The organism is Heliomicrobium undosum (genome assembly GCF_009877425.1).
Taxonomy (GTDB): Bacteria; Bacillota; Desulfitobacteriia; order Heliobacteriales; family Heliobacteriaceae; genus Heliomicrobium; species Heliomicrobium undosum.
Window position 1 is genome coordinate 287,381 of record NZ_WXEY01000001.1, and the last position, 21,947, is coordinate 309,327.

Genomic DNA, 21,947 nt, shown 5'->3' on the forward strand with positions numbered 1-21,947 from the left:
CAAGTGGCACTGCTCGCCTCTATCCCTTGATGACACCGCTGTTCTTGTAGGACTCATAGAGCAGCGCCACAGGGTGAACCGTGTCGATCTTCACGTTGGTCTGGGCCAGACCGTCTTCAATGGTCATCCGGCAACCGGGGCAGCCGGTGGTCGCCAGGGTGGCGCCGGTGCTGCGGATGTTCTCCGCCTTCTTAGTGGTGATCTGCTTGGACAGGTCGTAGTGGGTCAGACTGAAGGAGCCGGCGCCGCCGCAGCAGCGAGCCGCGTCTTTCATCTCAATGAAACGGACGCCGGGGATGGCCTTCATGATTTCCCGGGGCTCGGCAGTGACCTTCATGCTCCGGGCCAGGTGGCAGGAGTCGTGATAGGTGACCACATGCTCCACCTTGCCAAGGGGCTTTTGCAGACCGCCCACCTTGATCACCAGCGGGTTCACGTCGGTCGTCTTCTTCGCCAATTTTTCCGCCATGGCGTGGTACTTGGGCTCATCGTGAAGCAGGTGCGTATAATGCTCGGCGAAGGAGCAGACACAGGTGCCGCAAGCCATGAAAACATAATCGAGGTTGTACTTCTCGTCGGCAGCGCTGAAGACCTCCAGGTTGTGGCGGGCCATTTCACGGCCGATGTTGCGGTCGCCATTGATAAAGACAGGGGCGCCGCAGCAGTGCTGGGCTTTCGGGATGATCACGTCCACGTCGTTGGCGCGGAGGACCTCCACAATGGCCTTGCAGGTGTCGTTGTAGATCAGGTTGTTGACACAGCCGGTGAAGAAGGCGGCGCGCACCTTCCCTTTGCCGCTGTGAGCCGGGTTGAACTCGTCATACATGTCCCGGGAATGGGTCGTCGCCAGGTCAGGAATGACGCGGCGGATGTCCATGCCCATGATAGGCAGGCGCATGGTGCGTCCTTTGAGGCCTTCTCCGCGCTTTTTTAAGGCTACGCCCTGGAAGTTGGCGCCCACCTTCAGACCGAAGTTGAAGAGGCGGCGCAGCTTGAGGCCGCGGAAGATGGACTGCTTGATGAAGGGCAGGCCGACCTTCTCGGCCAGTTGGGCACGGGCGGCCAGGATGATGTCGACACAGTGAACGCCACAGGGGCAGTTGGCTTCACAGGCTTTGCAGGTCAGGCAGAGGGCAAACTTGTCCAGGACGGCGTGGCTGGGCTGCAGCTTGCCTTCCAGCACGTCGACAGCCAACTTAATCTTGCCGCGGGCGACAGCACCCTCATGCATCGTCTCGGCATAGAGGGGGCAGACGGCCTGGCAGTTGCCGCACTTCATGCACTGGTTGATCAGTTCCTGCGCTTTTTCCAGTGTTTTCAGATCGGCCATTCCTTAGGACCTCCCCGCAACCATTTTTCCGGGGTTCAACAGGTAATCAGGGTCAAGGGCTTCTTTGATGCGGCGCAGCACGTCCACACCGGTGGCGCCCAGTTCCCACTCGAGGTATTTCATCTTGGCCATGCCGATGCCGTGCTCGCCCGACAGGGTGCCGCCCATGTCGACGGCGACGCGGAAGATCTCGTCGACAGCCTTATGGACCCGCTTCATCTGCTCGGCATTGCGCTCGTCGCAGAGGATGGTCGGGTGCAGGTTGCCGTCACCAGCGTGACCGAAGGTGCCGATGAGCAGGTCGTATTTCTTGGCGATGGCGCGGATCGCCCGCAGCATTTCGGGGATGCGGGAACGGGGCACGGTGGCGTCTTCCAGAACGGTCGTGGGCGATTTGCGGGCCAGGGCGGGCAGGGCGGCGCGGCGGGCGGCCCAGAGCTTCTCCCGTTCGGCGTCGTCGCGAGCCACTTGGACCTTGCCGTTGAAGCGCTTGCAGACCTCAACGACAGCCTGGGCTTCTTTTTCAACGACTTCGGGTATGCCGTCGACTTCGATGAGCAGAACGGCTTCGGCGTCGGTGGGCAGACCGGCCTTGGCAAAGGCTTCGACTGTTTCAATGGTGGTCTTGTCCATGATCTCCAGGGTAGCCGGGATGACCTTGGCGGCGATGATGCCGGCGATGGTCTTACCGGCGTCATCGAGATCGCTGAAGATGGCCAGCATGGACTTTTTCGCTTCCGGCGCCGGGATCAATTTGACGATCAGTTCGGTGATGATGCCCAGGGTGCCTTCTGATCCGGTGAAAAGCTTCACGAGATCATAAGCGGTCACGTTTTTGACGGTCTTGCCGCCGGCGCGGAACTTCTCGCCATTGGCCAGGACGACTTCCAAGCCCATAATGTAGTGCTTGGTGACGCCATACTTCAGGCCGCGCAGGCCGCCGGAGCACTCAGCCGTGGAACCAGCCATAGTGGCGGTGGAGACGGTTCCGGGATCGGGCGGGTAGATCAGACCGTAGGGGGCGACAGCCGTGTTCAGCGAGGCGATGATGACCCCCGGCTGGACGGTGGCGGTCAGGTTTTCAGCGTCGACCTCCAGGATCTTGTTCATCATTTGAAAGGTCACTACGAGGCCGCCCTTGATGGGGATGGTGCCGCCAGAGAGGTTGGTGCCGGCGCCGCGGGGATAGACGGGGGTCTTGTACTTGCTGGCGATACGCATGATCGCCTGCACCTCTTCCGTCGTCTTGGGCATGATGACGGCGTCGGGACGTTTGGACGGCGCGTCAGCCGTGCCGTCAAAGGAGTAGCAGGCCAGATCTTCCACGGTGGTCAAAACACGCTCTTTGCCGAGCAGCGCTTCCACTTCCCGGATGGCTTGTTGTACGGACATGAATGAATCCTCCTCTTTCTTAACCTTTGCGCAGCGCTTCCGCCAGGACCTCAGCGGTGTGCCGGATCTTCACGGAACTGCGGCGTTTATCTAAACCACCGGAGATCTGCATGACGCAGCCGGGGCAGTCCACACAGACAAGTTCGCTGCCGGTGGCGGCGATGTTGTCGAGCTTCTTCTGCAGGATCGGAGCGGAGATTTCGGGGAACTTGACCAGATAGGAACCGGCCATGCCGCAGCACTGATCGGAATCTTTCATCTCGACAAGTTCCATGCCGGCCACTTCGGAGAGCAGCTTGCGGGGCACGTCGGAGAGGTGCAGGTGGCGGCGGTAGTGACAGGAATCGTGGTAGGTGAACTTGCCCTTGAGGCTCTTCTTCTTGCCGGGGGCCTTGACGCCCAGTTCCTCGGCCAGTGCGGAGAAGTCGCGAACCTTGGCGGCCACCTTCTTGGCGCGTTCACACCAGGCGGGGTCGTCTTTGAGCACCTCGATGATATCTTCCATCATGGCGACGGTGCAGGTCGGGCAGGCAGAGACGATATAGTCGGGGTTGCCTTCTTCCATGGCGGCAACGTTCTGCTTGACCAGCCGGATCTGGGACTCCGTGTCGCCCATATACTTGGACGGGGCGCCGCAGCAGGCCTGATCCCAAGGGAAGTAGACTTCACAGCCGGCGTGTTCGAGGACGTCGTAGACGGCCGTGCCGATGTGGGGGTAGCAGAAGTCGATGAGGCAGCCGGCATAGAAGTTGACCCGCTTTTTCTTGCCCGTGTTCTTCTTCTCGCGCTCCTTGGCGATGTCGCGGAAGGGCTTCGGCGCCACGGCCGGCAGACTCCGCTCCTTCGTCAGTTCGGAGAAGAAGAAAGGCAGGTGGCGGATGAAGGGCTTACCGCCGGTCAGGGGGAACTGGCCGACAGAGGCGACGCGCAACAGGCTGTGCATCAACTTGCGGTTGGCGACGACGTTGAAGATGGCCTTGGGGATCAGACCGATGCCTTTTTTATCGGCCATGCGGCGGCGCATCTCCAGGATCAGGTCAGGAATGGGGATCTTGCCGGGGCAGACTTCGGTGCAGCGGCCGCAGCCGAGGCAGAGGTTTTGCGGCTTCTCCGCGTCGGTGGGATCGTTGAAGAAGAAGGTCAGGATGGCGCCGATGCCGCCGGCGTAGATGTGGCCGTAGACGTGGCCGCCGACCATCTGGTAGGCCGGGCAGACGTTCAGGCAGGAGGCGCAGCGGATGCACTGCCAGGCCTGCTTGAACTTGGGATCCTTCAGCATGTCGCTGCGGCCGTTGTCCATGAGGACGATGTGCAGTTCCTTGTCCTGGACCTGGCCGTCCACCTCGGTGGGGGTGACGCCGGTGACCATGGTGACATAGCTGGTGATGAGCTGGCCGGTGGCGCTCTTCGGCAGGGCCTTGATGATGTTGGCCGCTTCCTTGAAGTCCTTGATCACCTTTTCGATGCCGACGAGGGCGACGTGGACGCGGGGGAGGGTCGTCGTCAGGCGGGCGTTGCCCTCGTTGGTGACGGTGGCGATGGTGCCCGTCTCAGCGACGGCGAAGTTGGCGCCGGAGATGCCCATGTCGGCTTCAATGAACTTGGTCCGCAGTTCGACGCGGGCCTTTTGCACCATGAGGGGGATATCGGGCGGGATGTCCGATTTCAGTTCCTTGCTGAAGTAACCGGCCACCTGCTCCTTGGAGAGGTGGATGGCAGGCATGACCATGTGGCTCGGCTTCTGGCCGGCCAACTGGATGATCCATTCGCCCAGGTCCGTCTCGTTGACGATCAGACCGGCCTTTTTCAGGTGATCGTTCAGGTGAATCTCTTCGGAAGCCATCGATTTGGACTTGACAATCTTTTTGACTTTTTTCTCAATGGCCAGGTTGGCGATGTAGCGGTTGGCGTCTTCGGCCGTCTTGGCATAGTAGACCTTGGCGCCCCGCTTGGTGGCGTTCTCAGTGAAAAGCTTGATCAGTTGATCCAGGTTTTCGCCGTTTTTGGCTTTCGCGCAGGCGATCTCGCCGCGCAGCGCCTCAATGTCCACACCCTGGTAGGCGTTTTTCCGGGCTGTCGGGTAGGCGTCAGCGAAGCGGCTGAGGGCGCCCCGCATGACCTGGTCGTTCAGGGCCTTTTGAATCGACGCTTTGAAGTCTTGATTGTGCTGCTCGTTGGACATTCCTCTTACACCCCTTCGTCGACGAGAATTACGATCAGTTTGCTGGGGCCGTGGACGCCGATGGTGAGCACCCGCTCGATATCGGCGGTCCGGCTCGGGCCGGAGATGAAGGACATGTAGCCGGGAACGGCGCCAAAGTCTTTAACGACCGTTTCCAGCGCGTCGGCGACGGTCGGGAGAATCTTATTAAAAGGGACGACAGCGATATGGGTCGGGGGCAACATGGTCACAACGCGCCCCAGGGGATCTGTCTCGGGATGAAAGATTGATCCTGTCTCCGCAACCGCATACGGAACGAAAGTAATGCCCACATCGGTGACGTCGAGTTCATGGCGATCGAGTTTTTCGGAAATGGTGACCCCGGTCTTGGCCAGCGTGGCCCGGCAGTTGGTCTTCTCCAGTTGGGGCGTGGGAAAGAGGTGAACCCGTTGCGCCTTCAGCTCTTTGACCTGTTCGGCGATCAGTTCGCCGGCTTGGGCCCATGTGCCCACCCGGTGAACCTGAGCGGACATGACCCCCGCCTTTTCCTTAAAAACGGAAAAAAGTTTTTCCGAGGACACGTTTCTTCCAACTCCTTTTATTCATATCGATTGGAGGTCAGACCGGACTGGGATGATTGCCATGTTAAAAAAAGTACAAACAGATGTTCAGATGGTCTGACCACCAATCTGAAAACCTATTCGACGTTTGATCCCGGAATCCTCCTTCTGCATTCCGGGAATTATAAAATGTCGCTGCCATTTTTTCCACTCCTGTAGGGGAAAAGGCAAGGCGACGATTGAAAGGCAGGAGGCGGTGACCGAGTGCAATGGCGCGATCAGGTTGACAAGCGAAACTTCTATTTTATGACAGCTAACGGCGCCCTCTACTTCACGGCGCTCGCCTTTATCGACGGCACCATCGTTGTGCCCCTCTTTCTCAACCAACTCACCCAGTCGCCGGTCCTGGTAGGTTTGGCCTCAACCGTGCGCACGGTCGGTTTTTTTCTGCCGCAGATTTTGATGGCCGGCTGGGTGACCGGCGCCACCCGTCTGAACCGCTTCATCTTCCGCCTGCACCTGACGACACGCCTGCCGTTGCTTCTGCCGGCGCTGGCGATCGGGTTCGACGCGCCGCCGGCGCTTGTGGCATTGCTGTTCCTGAGCGCCTACACCCTGTTCGCCTTCGGCGAGGGCATCGCCCAGGTGCCCTGGATGGATGTCTTCGGCCGGACCATCGACGATTCCCACCGGGGAAAGCTCTTCGGAACGATGCAAGCCCTCGGCGGCCTGGGCGCCCTGGCCGGCACCCTTGTCGTGCAGCGCGTCTTTGCATCTCCCCGCTTGACCTTCCCCGATAACTTCGCCCTCCTTATCGCCATCGGCGCTGCTTTTATGTTCATATCGACGACGATGATCCGCCTGGCAGTGGATCCGCCAAAAACGAAAGAGAAGGCGCGCGAGTTATCGGTCACCCATGTGGTCAGCCGGATCCCCCAGTACCTGGCCGAGCACCGCCTCTTCTCGCGGATGCTGCTCGTCCAGGTGCTGACCAGCTTCAACGTGCTGGGCTTTCCCTTTTATATTCTCTTCATTCGGCAAACGGGCGTACTGCCGGCCTGGGCGCCGGGCGTCTTATTGTCGCTTCAGGTGCTCGGCCAAGTGGGCGGCGGACTGTTATTGGGCTACTTGAGCGATCGCGTCGGCAACCGCCGGACGATCATGACCGTAACGGCGATCAACATCGCCGTTCCCCTGCTCATCGTCTTTTCTCAGCAGTTGGCAGGCATGGCCGCCTTCGCCGGCACAGGCCTCGGCTTCATGTTCCTCGGCGCCTGTTTCGGCGGGTGGCTGGGCTTTGTCAACTACCTGATGGAAACGACGCCGGTGGAAAAACGCCCTGTCTATGTGAGCCTCTCCAACCTCTTCTCTGCCCCTGTCGCCCTCCTCCCCATCACCGCCGGCGCCTTCCTCCGCCTTGTGCCGATGCAGTGGATCTTCTGGGTCGTGGCAGCAATTGAGGTGGTGGCGCTGCTGCTGGCCTATCGGCTGCCAGAGCCGCGGGAAATCGGGGAAGTAGGGACTCTTGACGCGGTTGGCCAGGTCGGTAAGGTGGGAGCGGATCGGTCTGTTCATGAGGATGGAGCGCCCTTAGGCAAGCGCTTGCCTACACCCGCTTACCGCCCTAATGAAGAAAAGGAATGAAGCCACCGGGGTTGGCAAAAGCTATGCCCGAAATATGCGCATTTTTGAGACGACAGGAGGAAGGCGAAATGGAAAAAGGGATACTGGGCGATCCCCATGCGACGAAAACAGAACAGGTGGAGCAGCACAGCGACGTGAAACCCAAGGAGAACATGAAAACGGTGCAGTTGACGCCTAACGCGAAGGTGACCGTGCCGGAAGACTCGCCCGTCAAGGATTTGCCACGATAAAAGACCCTTCAAAAGACAAAAACCGGGAGACTCCCGGTTTTTGCTTTGACTATAGAACTATCGATGATTCGATGGCGCTACACTCGACTGAGCCGAACCGACGACGCCACCTGCTCCATCCCCGTCTCCAGCGCCACCCGGTTAACGGGCAACAGGTTGTGCCGGCGGGGCGGCAGCATTTTTTGCAGGGCCGTCATGATCGACTCCTTTTCGACCACATTCGTCAACCCGAGGAGCGCTCCCAGAAGGAACATGTTGGCCACCTTCAGGTTGCCCAACTGGTTGGCTAGGTCGTTGGCGGCCAGACGCAGCTGAGTGATGTCGGCGCGGGGGCTGGACTCGCCGATCAAGGACGAGTTGATCAGCAATAAGCCGCCCGGAACCAGCAAAGGGCCGAATTTTTCCAGCGAGGGCTGGTTGAGGACGATAGCGCCGGTCGGTTCATAGACGATGGGCGAGGCGACGGGCCTGTCGGAGACGGTGACGGCGCAGTTGGCCGTGCCGCCGCGCATCTCGGGACCGTAGGAGGGGATCCAGGCCACGTGTTTCCCTTCGAGCATCCCGGCGTAGGCCACCAGTTGGCCCATCAGCATGACGCCCTGGCCGCCGAAACCGGCGAAGATCAGACGATGTTCCATCTTACTGCACCCCCTCGGGGATCCGGAAATCCTTGATCGGGTAGTAGGGCAGCATCTGCTGTTCCAGCCACTTGTTGGCGTCCAGCGGCGTCATCCCCCAGTTGGTGGGGCAAGCGGACAGGACCTCAACGAAGGAGAACCCTTTCCCCTCCTGCTGGCACTGGAAGGCGCGGCGGATCGCTTTTTTCGCCCGAACGACCTGAGCCGGCGTATGTACGGAGACGCGGCTGATGAAGGCGGGGCGCTGCAACGTGTTCAGCATCTCGCAGACCTGGATGGGCGCGCCGTCAGCGCCGGCATCACGGCCTTTTGGAGCCGTCGTCGTCGACTGGCCGAGGAGGGTCGTCGGGGCCGACTGGCCGCCGGTCATGCCGTAGATGGCGTTGTTGACGAAGATGACCGTCACATTCTCGCCACGGGCAGCCGTGTGGATGATCTCCGACGTGCCGATGGCGGCCAGGTCGCCGTCACCCTGGTAGGTGAAAACGATCCGGTCCGGCAGCGCTCGTTTGACACCGGTGGCGACGGCCGGCGCGCGGCCGTGAGAGGCCTGGATGAAGTCTGTATCGATGTAATCATAGATGAAAACCGAGCAACCGACAGGGGCGACCCCGATCGTGCGGGGGGCCAGTTCCAGTTCATCGATGGCTTCCGCCACGAGCCGGTGAATGATGCCGTGGTGGCATCCCGGGCAGTAATGGGTGGCCACATCGCGCAGGCAGTCGGGCCGGCTGAATACTTTTGTTCCCATCGCTTAGGCCGCTCCTCCCTCGTTTGGTTGCGCCGTCTCGGCGTTCGCCTTTTTCTCGGCCAGTTCCTCTAGGCGGGCAGCGATCACCCGTGGGTCAGGGACCATGCCGCCGGAACGCCCGTAAAAATCGACAGGCTGCCGGCCGCCGACGGCCAGGCGAACGTCTTCCACCATCTGACCGGTGCTCAGTTCCACCGTGAGGAACCAGGCCCCACCTTCGGCGGCTTCGCGAAGCGGCGCCGAAGGGAAGGGAAACAGGGTGATCGGCCGGATCAGGCCGACGCGGATGCCCTTTTCACGGACCATATCGACAGCGGCCATGCACAGCCGCGCCGCCGTGCCGTAGGCGACGGCGATGATCTCGGCGTCATCGGTCCGGTAGCATTCAAAGCGGGTCTCCCGCTCCTCCATGGCGCTGTATTTGGCGCGCAGGTGGTCGCAAAAACACTCGGCTTCCTCCGGCTTTATATATAAGGAAGTGATTAGTTTCGCTTTCTCATTGTCCCCCTTCCCCGTGGTCGCCCAGGGCTTCTCGACGGTCTTTTCGGGAGACGGTTCGGGCAGGACGACAGGCTCCATCATCTGGCCGAGGACGCCGTCGCCCAGGATCAGGACAGGGTTGCGGTACTCGTCGGCTTTTTCAAAAGCGAGCGCCGTCAAGTCGACCATCTCCTGGACAGAGGCTGGCGCCAGCACCATCAACCGGTAGTCGCCATGTCCGCCGCCTTTGGTGGCCTGGAAGTAATCGCTCTGGGTGGGGGCGATCCCGCCCAGGCCCGGACCGGTGCGCATGATGTTGACGATGACCGCCGGCAGTTCCGAACCGGCGATATAGGAGACACCCTCTTGCTTGAGGCTGATACCGGGGCCGGATGAGGAGGTCATGACGCGGACACCGGCGCAGGCGGCGCCGAAGACCATGTTAATGGCGCCGATCTCGCTCTCCGACTGAAGAAACGTCCCGCCCACCTCAGGCAGGTGACGGGCCATGTATTCGAGGAGTTCATTCTGGGGTGTGATGGGATAGCCGAAGAAAAAACGGCAACCGGCCCGGATGGCCGCCTCGGCCAAGGCCTCGTTCCCTTTCATCAGCACCTTTTCGGCCATGTTGTTCACCTTTCTTCCTATTTCTCCACTTCGATGACCAGATCAGGGCAGACGCGCGCACAAAGGGCGCATCCCCTGCATTTCTCCATATCGGTCACCACCGCCGGCTGAAACCCTTTGGCATTCAGGCGGCTTTCATCCATGATGACGATCCCCACCGGACAGGCGGCCGTACAGAGGCGGCACCCCTTGCAGCGTTCTTCCCGGAATATGACTTTCGGCAACGACAACACCTCCCCGGTTAGTAATTTTTTGTATTTGCATTCGAAAGGTTTCGAATATTTTGTGATTAAAAGATCTTTCTCTCCGTTCCGGCGAACGAAGAGTGACTGTAGCCCCAACCGTTCCTACCCCAGGACGGACGTAGCGGATCGCGAGCGATTTGAGCGAAGCGGCGAAAAGCGACTGCAGCCTGTGGAGCGGTAAGGGCGCCACGGTTCACATGCAGAAAAGCCCAGAGGTTTGGCGCCCGAGCGGAACAGGCAAAGGAGCCGCCGCGGAGCTCTTAGCGAGCGATCCGCTACGTCCGTCCCCCTAATCGAGCCGTTTCCGAAACCGCCTCAAAGACACGACAAACAAGAACACTGTAAAAGCCGCCAGGGAAAGGACCTCCCGGTACAACTCCCCCATCCCTATCTCCTTCAGGAAGATGCCGCGCAGGATCACCAAAAAGTCCGTCAAGGGAATGAAGTTGCCCAGGATGCGGATCGGAGCAGGCATCGTTTCGCGAGGGAAGACAAAGCCGGAGAGGAGGATGCTCGGCAGGATGAAGGCAAAGGCCATCTGCATCGCCTGCAACTGGTTGTCGCTGAAGGTCGACATGAGCATGCCGATACTGAGGGACGTCAGGATAAATAAAAAAGCCAGTCCAAACAGCAAGGGAAGGCTCCCCCGGACCGGAACAGAGAACCATGCGCTCCCAGCGATCAGGACGAGTGTAAAAGAGATCATGCCAACGATGACGTAAGGGCAGAGTTTGCCCAGGATCAGTTCGGCAGGACGGACCGGCGTGACGATCAACTGTTCCATCGTGCCCCGTTCCTTTTCCCGAACGAGGGCGAAGGCGGTCAACGTCATCGTCACGTTCTGCATGATTAGACCGATCAGAGCAGGAATCGTGAAAAAGTGAGTTTTCAACTCCTGATTATACCAGATTCCAATCCGTGCTTCCAAGGGAAAAGACGGCGAAGGAGCTAGTTCTTTCTGGCGCAACATCTGCGCGCCGCGAGCCTGCACGAGTGATTGCGCCACCTGCATGGCCTGGCGAGTCGACTGGGGCTCCGTCCCATCGAGCAGCACTTGAATTGTCGCCAGCCGTCCGGCTTGCAAATTGGCGGCAAAATCAGGCGGGATGATCAAGGCCACACGGCTCCGTCCGGTGGCCAGCGACTGGCCTACATCACCGTAACCTCCAGCGATCTCTTTCAATTGGAAATAGGTGGTGTTGACAAAGGCTTGCAACAGTTCCCTGCTTTCTGCGCTGCGGCACTGATCCCAGACGACTGTCGGCAAGCACCGCACATCGGGATTGACGCCGTAGCCGAAGATGAAGAGCATCATCACGGGGATGCCGGCCGCCATAGCAAGACTGGGCCGATCCCGCCAGAGATGGAGGAACTCCTTGCGAAGGACAGACCAAAAGGGCGCCCAGCGTATACCTCTCAACGTGTGACGGGCAACTCCTTTCTCGGGGGTGTGACCCGCTAAGTGTGGTCTTCGCTTCAATTTTCCCCGTCGCCTAGCTCCACCTGGACAGACATTCCCGGCCGCAGCCGCTCCCAACCTTCTCGGATCGCGATCTTTACAGCGAAGACGCGATCACTGTGGTTGCCTGAGCCGCCACCGATGAAAGGGGAAAACTCCTCCTGATCACTAACCTGTTCGACCGTTCCAGAAAAAGTCTCCTTCCCCTCGTTCAGGCGGACCTTCCCTCCCGGAGTAAACTGGGGCAACGCCTCTGCCGGGACGTAGATGCGCACCTTCAGATCCTGCCGGTCGATGAGGGTGGCTATCGGCGCGCCAGGCCCTAGCGCCTGCCCCGGATGGACGTGGATGCGCTGCACCGTTCCTCCCCGTCCGGCGCGAACAGTATGGCGATCCCGTTCTAAGCGGGCCAAATCCAGGAAATGTTCCGCTTGAGCGACCTGGGCCGCGAAAAGCGCCGGTGAGGCAGCGCGTCCAAGCGCAGCGTCGCCAGCATCGCCATTCCCGCCAGAAGCCCGCGCCAATGCCAGGGCGGCCTCGGCTTGCCGGACGCGCAGTTCGGCATAGGTCTCATCCATCTGAGCGACCACATCCCCTCCCGACAGCGTGTCGCCTTCTCGCACAGAAAGACTTTGCATCCGCCCGGCCACTTCCGCTGCCACGGTAAACGCATAGGCCTCTACAAAACCGGAGTAACGGATTGGAGACGGATCGATGCGGCTCAGCCAAGACAAGCGCTGTTCAGGCAAGTCAGGCAGAAAGGCTGCGGCGCCCAGAAGAGACGTCAATGCCAAGGAAATGATCGCTTTTTTCGCCCGCACTCTCTACACCCTTCCGATTTTTTAACCTGCCTCCCATTTTTTTCGCCGCCTCCTGCTTCCTCCGATTCCTCGATTGTTTCCGCTTACTCTGGTTTTACCGTTTAGTCCGGTTTTTCTGCCTACTTCGCTTTCCGTTTTCTCGCTCCATTTATTTTGTCCGTGAACCCATCGTAAAATCGAACAAAAAAGCCACAACGGCACATTGACCGTAGTGGCTATCCCCATGACTCGCCGGCAATCAGTTGTCGTCACGATCCGCTGATGTAGAACGTTTCAACTCAACGCGCCCACACGCCGTTCCTGAATCTTGAAGGCCCCCTTTCCGTCAGGCCGGAGGACATAGGTCACCTTCTGGCCCAAAAAGCCGAACTTCCCCGGTCCCGGCAGATACCCCTCCACAAGAACCTCCTCGGGCATCCGGCTAGCGATGCGCCAACTATGGACCGTCGTCGCGTCGATGACCACACCATCTCCCGGTCTGCTCGCAACCGCCGACTCTTTGCCGGCATACCGGCTCTCCCATAAGCTATGAACGTTGTCGTGTGACCAGTAGGCGCCGAGGAATCGCTGCAGATCCTCCTCGCGGCGCATGGACGGGGGCGGTTGCAGGCCCCGTTCCTTGAGCAGTTTCGTGTTTTCCTTCGCCGCCGCCCGCATCCAGAGGATCTCCGCCCACCGGGTAAAAGCCACATAATCCTCATCGCGCCAGGGCGCGCCGCCCCGTAAAAAGCCAGTTGCCGTTTCCCGGTCCCAAACCCATCCGTCGCCCAGGTGGCGCGCAAGCCAGTAGACGGACACCAGCATGCGGTTATCCTCGATTTTGCCGGAAGCACGGGTGCCTCGTTCCCAGGGCCACCATTTTTGATTCAGCGGCGCCGCCTGCACCTCCAGGAGAAGGTTGTCGCGCCGGATGACGGCTTTTCGGGTTTTATTGTCATAGGTGACATCAGCCCCCAGCGCCTCCGCCAGCGGGCGAACTGGCGCCAGGATATAGCCGCGCTCAATGCGGGGCTGGGGGGCGAATTCCATCGGCAACCCGTTCAGCACGATGACAGGCCGCCTTTCTGTGCTCGATCGTCCGGGAGGCGCAGTCAATTGGGCCTCGCTCCACTCGGAGGAAACCAGAAGCATCAGTGAAAGGATCACAGCCAAGAAAAACATTTTTCTGCCGATCAGTCTCAAATGTATTTCCCCCACCGGCTCAATTAGATAACAGACAAGCTCAGTGTATTATACGCCGTCACCTGGTATATTATTCCATTTACCTGTTTTTTTATGAAAAACCAATTTCATCGTCGTTGTGACTGCAGAAAACGAAAAAACGCCGGCCTCAGCAAGCCGGCAGGTACGCATTCAATGAAGATTTCACTGTAAACAAGGAGTTATCTTTATTTCATTTCGAGGCAATACACCGTTATCGCTCACTGCGTCACACGGATACTCATCCCATCCTCAGCGATAATGAAGCGCGGTTGCGTCAACCCGTACTGGGCCATCAACCGCTCATAGCCCTCTCCCTCGGTGAGGTGGACGATCACCACCTGCTTCGGATCCGTCTTCTCCATCAGACGCACCACATCATGGAGGGAGGAGTGCTTGCCGGCGGCCTCGTCGGCGCCGTTGCACTCATGGATGAGGCAGTTGGCCCCCAAGCCCACTGTTTCCAGGAGAGGGTTGTAGACAGTATCGGCCGAGTAGACCACCTTGATGGGGCTCTTTTCGGGCCCCTCTTTCGATTCATCAAGGAAGGAGACACCCATCGTCGGGATGCCGTGGATAGCCGGGAAGGTGGAAACCGTCAGCGAACCCTCCCGCAGAGCTTCCGTCTCTTTTTCGTCCAACGGCTGCTCCCGGAATTCGATGGGGAACATGTTCGGTTTCGTCGTCAATTCAAACAGATCGAGCAGTCCCTGGACGATATTTCTCGCCCCCGCCGGACAATAGATAGGCAGCAATTTTTTTCGCCCGGCCAACCAGAGACTCTGAATCAGGGCCGGTAGCCCATAGGTGTGATCGGGGTGGCCGTGGGTGATCAGAATGGCGCCCAAGTCCTCCGGTCGAACGCCCGCCTTGACCAATTTGGGCCAGGGCGCGCCGCCGCAGTCGACCAGATAGGCGTCCCCCGCAGGAAGATACTGCGCCAGGAAAAAGGTGTTCTCCCGGTTGGGGTAACTCAACCCGTTCCCCGTTCCAAAAAAGGTGATGCGAAACATAGCAGACTCCTTTCAGGCGGCTTCGTCGTTGGCATTATGCATTTACGCATTTGGGCTTTACGGCATCGAGGATTACGACATCGCGGACATTTCAGGCATTCGGGCTTTTCGGGCATTGGTAGTCTTTCCATTTTCGTGAAAACTAGTGTCGTCTCCTGCTCTTGAAAAGAAGAGAAAGCGCGCTGAAACGGAAGAGAGATTGCCTTGGGGACAAGTTCCCGCTAGACTATGACCATAGCCTAGCAAAGAAACATCGAACGCCACCGGACAACGAAGGAAATGAACGCAACCGGCGACAACGGGAGGAATCAGCTTGCTGCTCGTTCTGGATATCGGCAATACGAATATCGTCTGCGCTGTCTTTGACGATGATGAACAAAGAGCCTTCTGGCGCCTGGCGACAGACCGCCGCAAAACGGTGGACGAATACCGCATCCTCATGCTGGAGGCCATGGAGGCCAAGCAGATCGCGACGGGGGACATTGACCGGGTTGCCATCTCCTCTGTCGTCCCCCCTGTCAACCCGATCCTGGTCAAGATGTTCCGCGACTACTGGGGCCTTCAACCCTTGCTCGTCCAACCGGGCATCAAAACAGGGCTGAACATCAAAATCGATGATCCCCGCGCGCTCGGTCCGGATCGGATCGTCAATGCCGTCGCCGCCTACCACATCTACGGCGGTCCAGTGATCATCGTCGATTTGGGAACGGCGACGACCGTCTGCGCCGTCAACGAAAAGGGGGACTTCCTCGGCGGGGTAATCTGCCCAGGCATCGGCATATCGGTGGAAGCGCTGGTGGCGCATGCGGCCAAACTGCCCCGCGTGGAGATTAACGAACCGGAGCAGGCCATCGGCAAAAACACCGTCGCCGGCATGCAGTCCGGGATCTACTACGGCTACGTGGGAATGGTGGACGGGCTGGTCCGCCGGTTTAAAAACGAAATGGGGGAATCTTCCGATTCCCCCGTCAAGGTCGTCGCTACTGGCGGCTTCGGTGAACTGATCGGCCGAGGCTGCGCCACCGTGGACCATATTCATCCCTCATTGACATTGGAGGGCCTGCGGTTACTCTATGAACGGAACCGGCCGGCGGCTTTATCGCGGCGCGCCAATACGCCACGGTAAACCTCCGAGTCACCCTTCGCCTGTGCCCTGATCCCGATCCGTTAAAACGTTAGCAGCCATAGATCGCCGCCTGCGGATCCGGGGCGAATCAAGCCGACAAAATGGTTGTCACTGTTGATCAAGCGAGCGCCCGCAGCAAAGGAAAAGACGGACGGGCTCTCGCTGCCCTTCGGGTACACCTTCAACATCGACTTCGGTTCATCCATGACGACCAACTGTCCCTCTGGTCCGACGGCCATCCGGTCGCGGTGCGCCGTCTCGGGCAGGCGGATGCTCTTCTCCAATTTCTTGCCGTTCCAAACCCACAGTTCCTGTACCTGGTGGCCCGTTCCCTGCCCCAGGTAGAGGTTGTTTTTGGCGTCCGTGCCGACGAGCAGGTAGTTGAGCGCCTGTCCCGCCGCCGGGGTGGTCAACTGGGTTCCCTTTATCCCCTGCACCAAAGGCTTGCTGGCGCTGTCTCCGCTCCAGAACTCGGCATAGACCTGCCCCTGCGCGGGGTTCACGCTGAGCCGCTCGACATTCGTTCCGGCGCGAAGGGCAATCCTCGCGGCGTCATGCTGGATGTCCACCCGGTAGAGTCCCGTCGTCTGGCGGGAGTCGCCCAGGGTCAGGTAGAGCAGGTTCGACTGGGTCGACACGACGGCCTCCTTGACCTCATCGGCGGCCGTCAACCCGCGAATGCGGGTGGAGAAGATCCGTTGCCCCCCGTCGGCGTTCAAGAAGGAAAACTCCAGTTGCTTGGAGGAAGGATTGCTGGGCAGGGGACGCTTGTCCACACGGTTCATCGAATCGGCCAACACCTGGTTGGCCGTTTTTCCTTTTGAGGAAGGTGCGGGCAGGGTCACCGGCGCCGCTGACTGCTCCGTGATCAGCAGGAGGCGGTTGCGGTCGTTCAGCCACTGCACCAGGGCCACCCGCTGGCCGGGAGGCATCTTTTCACTGTAAAAGGGCCGCTCCTCATCAATATCCCAGACGGTGAAACCGTCGCCGTCGTTCCAGACCAGGTACTCCCCCTTATGGGACAGGGAGAACTGCCGCGCCCGCTCCAGCGGCGCGTTCACCTTGACCTGCCGCCACTGGCTTTTTGCGGCCGGCACATGGTGATCATCGGGGTTGACGGCCTGAGCCGCCCAGTGTTCCAGCAACCAAAAGACGCCGCCTTGCAGGAGGACAGCCACGAGGACCATCGCGCCGATGGCTTTGATGGTTTTACGCATTCCTCATATTCCTCCCTTGGACTGCTTCGCAGGCAAGACGACGAAGCTTGTGGGGATGTAGCGGATACCGAATACGCTCGACGGCTGGTTGATCACCTTGCCGTTGTAGACCATCGTCGTCGAGGCGCCGCCGTCAAGGTTGCCGGCCGTCACGGCGCCGTATTTGATCAACAGGTCCTGCAGTTCCCGCAACGTAGCGCCGATGGAACCGATCTGGCGGCCGTCGATGACGACCATGATGATGGCGCCGTCGGCCCGCTGGCCGATGCCGGTCCGGGGCGCCACGCCCCAGCCGCCGTCGCCGGAGGTGATCGTCGGCTTGCCGTTGACGACGAGGGGCGGACCGAAAGTGACCACCTCGCCGATATCCATGCTGCGCAGTTCCCGCGCCGAATAGCGGCCCACGATCATCTGGCCCTTCTTGGTGATGCCGATGATGTTTTCTTTCTGATCCTCATCGATGACAGAGATGAACTGGCCCCGGCTGACGGTGACCCCGTCAGGATAGGCGCCGTTTCCCTGGCCGTTCGGGTCGATGAAGCCGCCGCCGTTGACAGCCGCCACCGCCCCTTCGCGCTGGGCCATCTCGGGAACGGTCTCCCCGGCTTCCCCCAGCTTCGACGAGACAGCCACTTTGATCCGCAGCGGGTCGTGGACGATCATCACCTTGCCGGTGAAGCGATATCCCTGGATATCCTCCACCTCAATGCGGTCAGAGCCCTTGTTGTTGGTGTTGGCCACCGTGAATCCGCTTAGCAGGGTCGTGCGGATGTCCTCTGCCTCCGACCGGCCCAGGATCTCCCTGATGCGTTCGTTCGATAAAAACCACTCGGCCACAAAACCGTGGCGCGACGTCATGATGGAACCGACCACCATCTGCCGCAACGATGGAACGGGACCGTAGAACACGAGCAACGGTCCCATGATCACGCCCACCATGAGATTGATGACGATGAAGAGGGCAGTATTTTTGAAAATTGATTTCAACCAGGTCCCCCCCGCAAATCACACAGGCTTTTCCACATCTAGATTATACGTTTCGCCGCTGGGACGGGCAATGGCAAAATTAGTACAGATCCACCCGCCGATCGGCAAAGACGGTCATCTTCCGGCGAACCCGCTCGACCTTGTCCCTGTCGATCTCCGCCCAGATCCAGCCTTCCTCCTCGCCGGCCTCGACGGCGAGGACTCCCCAGGGGTCGATGACCATGGAATGGCCGGCAAAAGCCACGCCTTGTTCATCCCTGCCGGTGCGGTTACAGGCGATGACATAGCACTGGTTTTCGATCGCCCGCGCCTGCAAGAGAATGCGCCAGTGGTCAAGGCGGGATAGGGGCCACTGGGCAGGAATGAAAAGGATCTCGCATCCCGCCAGCACGGTCTTGCGGATCCATTCCGGAAACCGCAGATCATAGCAGATCACAGCGCCGCAGGGAACCTCCCCGATGCCAAAGTTGCCGGCGGCGGAACCGGCGGACAGGTAGCGGTCCTCCCCCATCAGGCCGAAGAGGTGCGCTTTTTCATAGGAAAGGATCCGCTCCCCTTCCGGGGTATAGGCATAGAGGGTGTTGGCGTAACGTCCATCTACACCGACGGGGGAGGAACCGCCGACGATCGTCGCTCCCGTCTCCTTGGCCCAACCGGCGAGCAGGGCGCCGAATGGTTCGCCGTCATCAGCCAATGCGGCCAGGTTGACCAAATCATAACCTGTCGTCCACATCTCCGGAAGTACCAGCACATCTGGACACTGTTCTCGGGCCTCTGCCATATACCGCGTTACCGTCTCTACATTCGCCTTTCGATCGCCGCTGCGTACGTTGAACTGTAAAAGTCCGACTTTCAAGTGGCTTCCTCCCAACTATTCACATTATCCACAGATTTATCAACAGTTTTTTCCAAATAATCTGGCGGTTGGCAGATAACCGAGAGATAGCATGACGAAAGACGCTATGATTTTACTTTTTTTGGAATTTATATGCCCTTTTACCCACCATTATACCATGACGGCACTTTTTATGCCGAGGTCGACGTTCCCGCTGTCCGCACAGGGTCTGCAGAAACCTTTCGGCGCGGGCTGGCGCCAACCAGCCACTCCCCTTTCGGCATCCTCCCAATCAGAACCGTCAATGCAAGCGCGCCAGCTACACAGCCGATAAACGTGAGGGTCATCGCGAGGGTCGGCGTCATGTTGTGCAGATAGGGCCGGATCACCCTGGCGCTCAAATCGAGGGTGAGGGCATGGGCCAGGTAAAGACCGTAGGAGTGGCGCCCCAGCAGGTGCAAAAACCGATTCAACGGATTTTCGGAGAGGCGCAGCCGCACGGCCAAACCGTAGGCCAACACAATCACACTGACCGAATAGAGGAACACAGACGGGCGCAGCGATGTGGCGATGTTGACATCCACAACAACGCCGGCGGGACCGGCTGTAATGCCCGCCACCAGTTGCCGGGTGACCCAGATAAAGAGAACCGCAAAAAGTGCGCCATTCCACCATAACACCTTGGTCGTCCACTGACGCCACCGGCTCACCGCCAATCCGGCCGCGCCGCCGAGGATGAAGTAGAAGAACCAAAAAAGGAATGTCCGGTCGCGATAATCACTGAAGAATTGCCAGGCTTTCGAGAGCGCCAGCGGTTCCCCTACATTCGGGATCACCGAGTAGGACAGCCAGGTCAGCGCAAGATAGCCCATCCCCAGCAGTCCCATCAGGGCGAAGAATCCAAAGCCGGAACGGGCGGCCCCTTCTCCAATGGAGCGGAATCCCCATCGGAAGAGGGGGTAGAACAGATAGAACTGAAAAATCATGACGACAAACCATAAGTGATAACTGCCTTCACCGGTGAGCAAATTTCTCGCCAAATCTCGCGCCCAAGCAACTGCAGATTCCGGGGGAGGCCCAGCATAAAAACTGTAAAAGACAGTCCAGGCAAGGTAGGGAAGCAGGATCTCCCCGATCCGGCGGCGGAGAAACCGGGGGTAGTCCAGTTGATCGTAGTAATTGTAAAAGACGACCATGCCAGTGATAAAGACAAAGGCCGGAACAGCGAGTTTTGCCAGGATAAAGAGCGCGGCGTAAGCCACGGCATCGCCCTTGGCCAGATCGGGCCGGTGAATAAATACGCCGAGCACATGCTGCAGCGCCACGCCGAGGAAGGCCACTCCCCGCAAAGCCTGAATTTCCTCAATTGCGCTTTTTTTCATCATATGTAAAACCTCTTATGGACAGAAAGGAGATTTTCGATTTCTCCTAGTATCTGTCGAAAAATGCCCAATACGATTAGTCTAGCACCGGCCTTTTTTTTCAACAAGAGGGTTCCATCGTGAGAGGCTCATCAAAAAAACGGGACCCCATTTTTAACGCTAGAGAATTCGAACTGCAACTGCATAGAAAAAAAGGAGCCGATCCATTTTAATCGGATCGGCTCCCCGGTGTCGCTGATTGTATCGCGGTAACAACGCCTATTGAATTAGGCCTTCATGGTGCCTTCTTTGACGAACTTGGCGTGCCAGGAAAGGGCTTTCTCAATGACATGGGGCGTGTGGCCGCCACGCTGGAGCGCCTCTTCGTAGTAGGCCAGCAGTTGGGGCTTGTACACGGGGTGGGCGCAGTTTTCGATAATCTTCAGCGCGCGCTCGCGGGGGCTGAGGCCGCGCAGGTCGGCCAGACCCTGCTCGGTGACGATGACATCAACGTCATGCTCCGTGTGGTCGCAGTGGGAGACCATGGGCACGATGCTGGAGATCTTGTCATCTTTGGCGGTGGACTTGGTGCAGAAGAAGGTCAGGCGGGCGTTGCGGGCGAAGTCGCCGGAACCGCCGATGCCGTTCATCATCTGGGTGCCCATGATGTGGGTCGAGTTGACGTTGCCGTAGATGTCGACCTCGATGGCCGTGTTGATGGCGATCAGGCCGAGGCGGCGGGCGATCTCGGGGTTGTTGGACAGTTCCTGGGGCCGCAGGACCAAGCGGTCACGGTACTTGTCCAGGTTTTCCAGCACCTCTTCATGCTTGGCCGGCGAGATGGTGAGGGAGCAGCCGGAAGCCATCTTGATCTTGCCGGCGTCCATCAGTTCAAAGACAGCGTCCTGGAGCACTTCCGAGTAGACTTCCAGGTCGGTGAAATCGGTGTCGAGGAAGCCGTAGAAGACGGCGTTGGCGACAGAGCCGACGCCGGACTGGAGGGGCGCCAGGTTGGGGCCCAGGCGGCCGGCTTCCACTTCTTGGCGCAGGAAATTGATTAGGTGGTTGGCCATGGTGGCCGTCTCTTCATCGGCCGGCGCCATGGCGGCGTTCACGTCAGCCTGGTTGGTGACGACGATGGCCTTGATCTTGTCGGGATCGACGGCGAGGGTGGTCGCGCCGATGCGATCGCCGGGGTGTTTCAAGGGAATGGGCTCGCGATCGCCATGGGGCGCCGGCATATAGAGGTCGTGGAGGCCTTCCAGGGCCAGCGGCTGGGCCAGGTTCAGTTCCACGATGATGGTGTGGGCCATGTGGGCGAAAATGGGGGTGTTGCCGACGGCGGTGCTGAGGACCAGGTGGCCTTCTTCCGTGATGGCGACTGCTTCGATAATCGCTACGTCAACGGGCGGCAGCGCGCCGGAGCGCAGGAATTCAGCCGTATGGGAGAGATGCTGGTCCATGTACTGGACCTTGCCGGCGTTGAGGTTCTTGCGCATCCCTTTGTCAGACTGATAGGGCAGGCGCATATTGACGATGCCGGCGTCAGACAGCAGGGTGTCCACTTTCGAGCTGATGGACGCGCCGGTGAAGAGATTGATTTTGAAAGGGTTGCCTTCCTTTTTTACGCGCTCAACCAGGGCGACAGGAACCGCCTTGGCGTCGCCGGCCGGCGTAAAACCGCTGAAACCGAGTGTCATGCCATCCTCGATCAGCATGGCCGCTTGTTCTGCAGACACAATCCGTTCTTTGAATGACTCGTTTCGCAAGCGTTCCGAGAGCATTACTCCGAACCCCCCACAAAAAATCGTAGTATGGTACAATGATCAGACCACTAGGACACCTTAACTGTAGCATAGGAGTTTGTGAA

20 protein-coding genes are annotated in these 21,947 nt (G+C 59.3%); 3 read left to right on the plus strand and 17 right to left on the minus strand.

Annotated elements, in window-relative coordinates:
* Positions 1-19 precede the first annotated feature (19 nt).
* From GTO91_RS01355 to GTO91_RS01370, 4 genes are read right to left on the minus strand one after another with little or no spacing between them, the layout of a single operon-like run.
* Positions 20-1,330, minus strand: coding sequence for a (Fe-S)-binding protein (locus GTO91_RS01355; protein WP_161253674.1), 1,311 nt, complete (start codon positions 1,328-1,330; stop codon positions 20-22).
* Positions 1,331-1,333: 3 nt separating this feature from the next.
* Positions 1,334-2,722, minus strand: a complete 1,389-nt coding sequence (locus GTO91_RS01360; RefSeq protein ID WP_161253676.1) for an FAD-binding oxidoreductase — start codon at positions 2,720-2,722, stop codon at positions 1,334-1,336.
* A gap of 19 nt (positions 2,723-2,741) precedes the next feature.
* Positions 2,742-4,904: an L-lactate dehydrogenase (quinone) large subunit LdhH gene (gene ldhH, locus GTO91_RS01365; RefSeq protein WP_161253678.1), complete on the minus strand. Its 2,163-nt coding sequence runs from the start codon at positions 4,902-4,904 to the stop codon at positions 2,742-2,744.
* Positions 4,905-4,909: 5 nt separating this feature from the next.
* Positions 4,910-5,464 carry a LutC/YkgG family protein gene (locus GTO91_RS01370; protein ID WP_161253680.1) on the minus strand — a complete coding sequence of 185 codons (555 nt, stop codon included), beginning with the start codon at positions 5,462-5,464 and terminating at the stop codon, positions 4,910-4,912.
* 243 nt (positions 5,465-5,707) lie between these two features.
* Here GTO91_RS01370 and GTO91_RS18560 point away from each other — a divergent pair, with 243 nt between their 5' ends.
* Both GTO91_RS18560 and GTO91_RS01380 read left to right on the plus strand, forming a co-directional pair.
* Positions 5,708-7,087, plus strand: coding sequence for an MFS transporter (locus tag GTO91_RS18560; protein ID WP_161253682.1), 1,380 nt, complete (start codon positions 5,708-5,710; stop codon positions 7,085-7,087).
* Positions 7,088-7,155: 68 nt separating this feature from the next.
* On the plus strand, positions 7,156-7,317 hold the full coding sequence (locus GTO91_RS01380; protein WP_161253683.1) for a hypothetical protein: 162 nt from the start codon (positions 7,156-7,158) through the stop codon (positions 7,315-7,317).
* A gap of 77 nt (positions 7,318-7,394) precedes the next feature.
* Here GTO91_RS01380 and GTO91_RS01385 read toward each other — a convergent pair whose 3' ends face one another.
* The 8 genes from GTO91_RS01385 to GTO91_RS01420 all read right to left on the minus strand — a co-directional run bounded on the left by GTO91_RS01385 (position 7,395) and on the right by GTO91_RS01420 (position 14,551).
* Complete coding sequence (locus GTO91_RS01385) at positions 7,395-7,955, minus strand: 2-oxoacid:acceptor oxidoreductase family protein (RefSeq protein WP_161253686.1); 561 nt, start codon at positions 7,953-7,955, stop codon at positions 7,395-7,397.
* A 1-nt stretch (position 7,956) separates the two neighbouring features.
* Positions 7,957-8,706, minus strand: coding sequence for a thiamine pyrophosphate-dependent enzyme (locus GTO91_RS01390; RefSeq protein WP_161253688.1), 750 nt, complete (start codon positions 8,704-8,706; stop codon positions 7,957-7,959).
* A 3-nt stretch (positions 8,707-8,709) separates the two neighbouring features.
* The gene (locus tag GTO91_RS01395) at positions 8,710-9,813 is read right to left on the minus strand and encodes a 3-methyl-2-oxobutanoate dehydrogenase subunit VorB (protein ID WP_170294035.1); all 1,104 of its coding nucleotides are present in this window, start codon (positions 9,811-9,813) and stop codon (positions 8,710-8,712) included.
* A 17-nt stretch (positions 9,814-9,830) separates the two neighbouring features.
* Complete coding sequence (locus tag GTO91_RS01400) at positions 9,831-10,037, minus strand: 4Fe-4S binding protein (RefSeq protein ID WP_161253695.1); 207 nt, start codon at positions 10,035-10,037, stop codon at positions 9,831-9,833.
* 310 nt (positions 10,038-10,347) lie between these two features.
* Complete coding sequence (locus GTO91_RS01405) at positions 10,348-11,478, minus strand: ABC transporter permease (RefSeq protein ID WP_161253698.1); 1,131 nt, start codon at positions 11,476-11,478, stop codon at positions 10,348-10,350.
* A gap of 56 nt (positions 11,479-11,534) precedes the next feature.
* Entirely contained in the window at positions 11,535-12,338 is an 804-nt protein-coding gene (locus GTO91_RS01410) for an HlyD family secretion protein (protein WP_161253701.1), read from the minus strand.
* A 273-nt stretch (positions 12,339-12,611) separates the two neighbouring features.
* Positions 12,612-13,520, minus strand: a complete 909-nt coding sequence (locus tag GTO91_RS01415) for a copper amine oxidase N-terminal domain-containing protein (RefSeq protein ID WP_161253704.1) — start codon at positions 13,518-13,520, stop codon at positions 12,612-12,614.
* Between the two features lie 239 nt (positions 13,521-13,759).
* Positions 13,760-14,551, minus strand: a complete 792-nt coding sequence (locus tag GTO91_RS01420; protein WP_161253707.1) for an MBL fold metallo-hydrolase — start codon at positions 14,549-14,551, stop codon at positions 13,760-13,762.
* Between the two features lie 313 nt (positions 14,552-14,864).
* Here GTO91_RS01420 and GTO91_RS01425 point away from each other — a divergent pair, with 313 nt between their 5' ends.
* On the plus strand, positions 14,865-15,677 hold the full coding sequence (locus tag GTO91_RS01425; protein ID WP_161253710.1) for a type III pantothenate kinase: 813 nt from the start codon (positions 14,865-14,867) through the stop codon (positions 15,675-15,677).
* A gap of 41 nt (positions 15,678-15,718) precedes the next feature.
* On the opposite strand, the gene GTO91_RS01430 is transcribed toward GTO91_RS01425, so the two are convergent.
* The 5 genes from GTO91_RS01430 to GTO91_RS01450 all read right to left on the minus strand — a co-directional run bounded on the left by GTO91_RS01430 (position 15,719) and on the right by GTO91_RS01450 (position 21,861).
* The gene (locus GTO91_RS01430) at positions 15,719-16,894 is read right to left on the minus strand and encodes a hypothetical protein (protein ID WP_161253713.1); all 1,176 of its coding nucleotides are present in this window, start codon (positions 16,892-16,894) and stop codon (positions 15,719-15,721) included.
* Between the two features lie 3 nt (positions 16,895-16,897).
* Complete coding sequence (locus GTO91_RS01435; RefSeq protein ID WP_235918861.1) at positions 16,898-17,881, minus strand: phosphodiester glycosidase family protein; 984 nt, start codon at positions 17,879-17,881, stop codon at positions 16,898-16,900.
* A 79-nt stretch (positions 17,882-17,960) separates the two neighbouring features.
* On the minus strand, positions 17,961-18,737 hold the full coding sequence (locus GTO91_RS01440) for a carbon-nitrogen family hydrolase (RefSeq protein ID WP_161253716.1): 777 nt from the start codon (positions 18,735-18,737) through the stop codon (positions 17,961-17,963).
* 170 nt (positions 18,738-18,907) lie between these two features.
* Positions 18,908-20,101, minus strand: coding sequence for an acyltransferase (locus GTO91_RS01445; RefSeq protein WP_161253719.1), 1,194 nt, complete (start codon positions 20,099-20,101; stop codon positions 18,908-18,910).
* A 263-nt stretch (positions 20,102-20,364) separates the two neighbouring features.
* Positions 20,365-21,861, minus strand: a complete 1,497-nt coding sequence (locus GTO91_RS01450) for an acetyl-CoA hydrolase/transferase family protein (protein WP_161253723.1) — start codon at positions 21,859-21,861, stop codon at positions 20,365-20,367.
* Positions 21,862-21,947 lie beyond the last annotated feature (86 nt).

What these genes read in the sequence shown, in the direction of transcription:
- GTO91_RS01380 (WP_161253683.1), top strand. Translation starts at nt 7,156, where the DNA reads ATGGAAAAAGGGATACTGGGCGATCCCCATGCGACGAAAACAGAACAG.
- GTO91_RS01395 (WP_170294035.1), bottom strand. Translation starts at nt 9,813, where the DNA reads ATGGCCGAAAAGGTGCTGATGAAAGGGAACGAGGCCTTGGCCGAGGCG.
- GTO91_RS01445 (WP_161253719.1), bottom strand. Translation starts at nt 20,101, where the DNA reads ATGATGAAAAAAAGCGCAATTGAGGAAATTCAGGCTTTGCGGGGAGTG.
- GTO91_RS01385 (WP_161253686.1), bottom strand. Translation starts at nt 7,955, where the DNA reads ATGGAACATCGTCTGATCTTCGCCGGTTTCGGCGGCCAGGGCGTCATG.
- GTO91_RS01420 (WP_161253707.1), bottom strand. Translation starts at nt 14,551, where the DNA reads ATGTTTCGCATCACCTTTTTTGGAACGGGGAACGGGTTGAGTTACCCC.
- GTO91_RS01450 (WP_161253723.1), bottom strand. Translation starts at nt 21,861, where the DNA reads ATGCTCTCGGAACGCTTGCGAAACGAGTCATTCAAAGAACGGATTGTG.
- GTO91_RS01430 (WP_161253713.1), bottom strand. Translation starts at nt 16,894, where the DNA reads ATGCGTAAAACCATCAAAGCCATCGGCGCGATGGTCCTCGTGGCTGTC.
- ldhH (WP_161253678.1), bottom strand. Translation starts at nt 4,904, where the DNA reads ATGTCCAACGAGCAGCACAATCAAGACTTCAAAGCGTCGATTCAAAAG.
- GTO91_RS01390 (WP_161253688.1), bottom strand. Translation starts at nt 8,706, where the DNA reads ATGGGAACAAAAGTATTCAGCCGGCCCGACTGCCTGCGCGATGTGGCC.
- GTO91_RS01355 (WP_161253674.1), bottom strand. Translation starts at nt 1,330, where the DNA reads ATGGCCGATCTGAAAACACTGGAAAAAGCGCAGGAACTGATCAACCAG.
- GTO91_RS01360 (WP_161253676.1), bottom strand. Translation starts at nt 2,722, where the DNA reads ATGTCCGTACAACAAGCCATCCGGGAAGTGGAAGCGCTGCTCGGCAAA.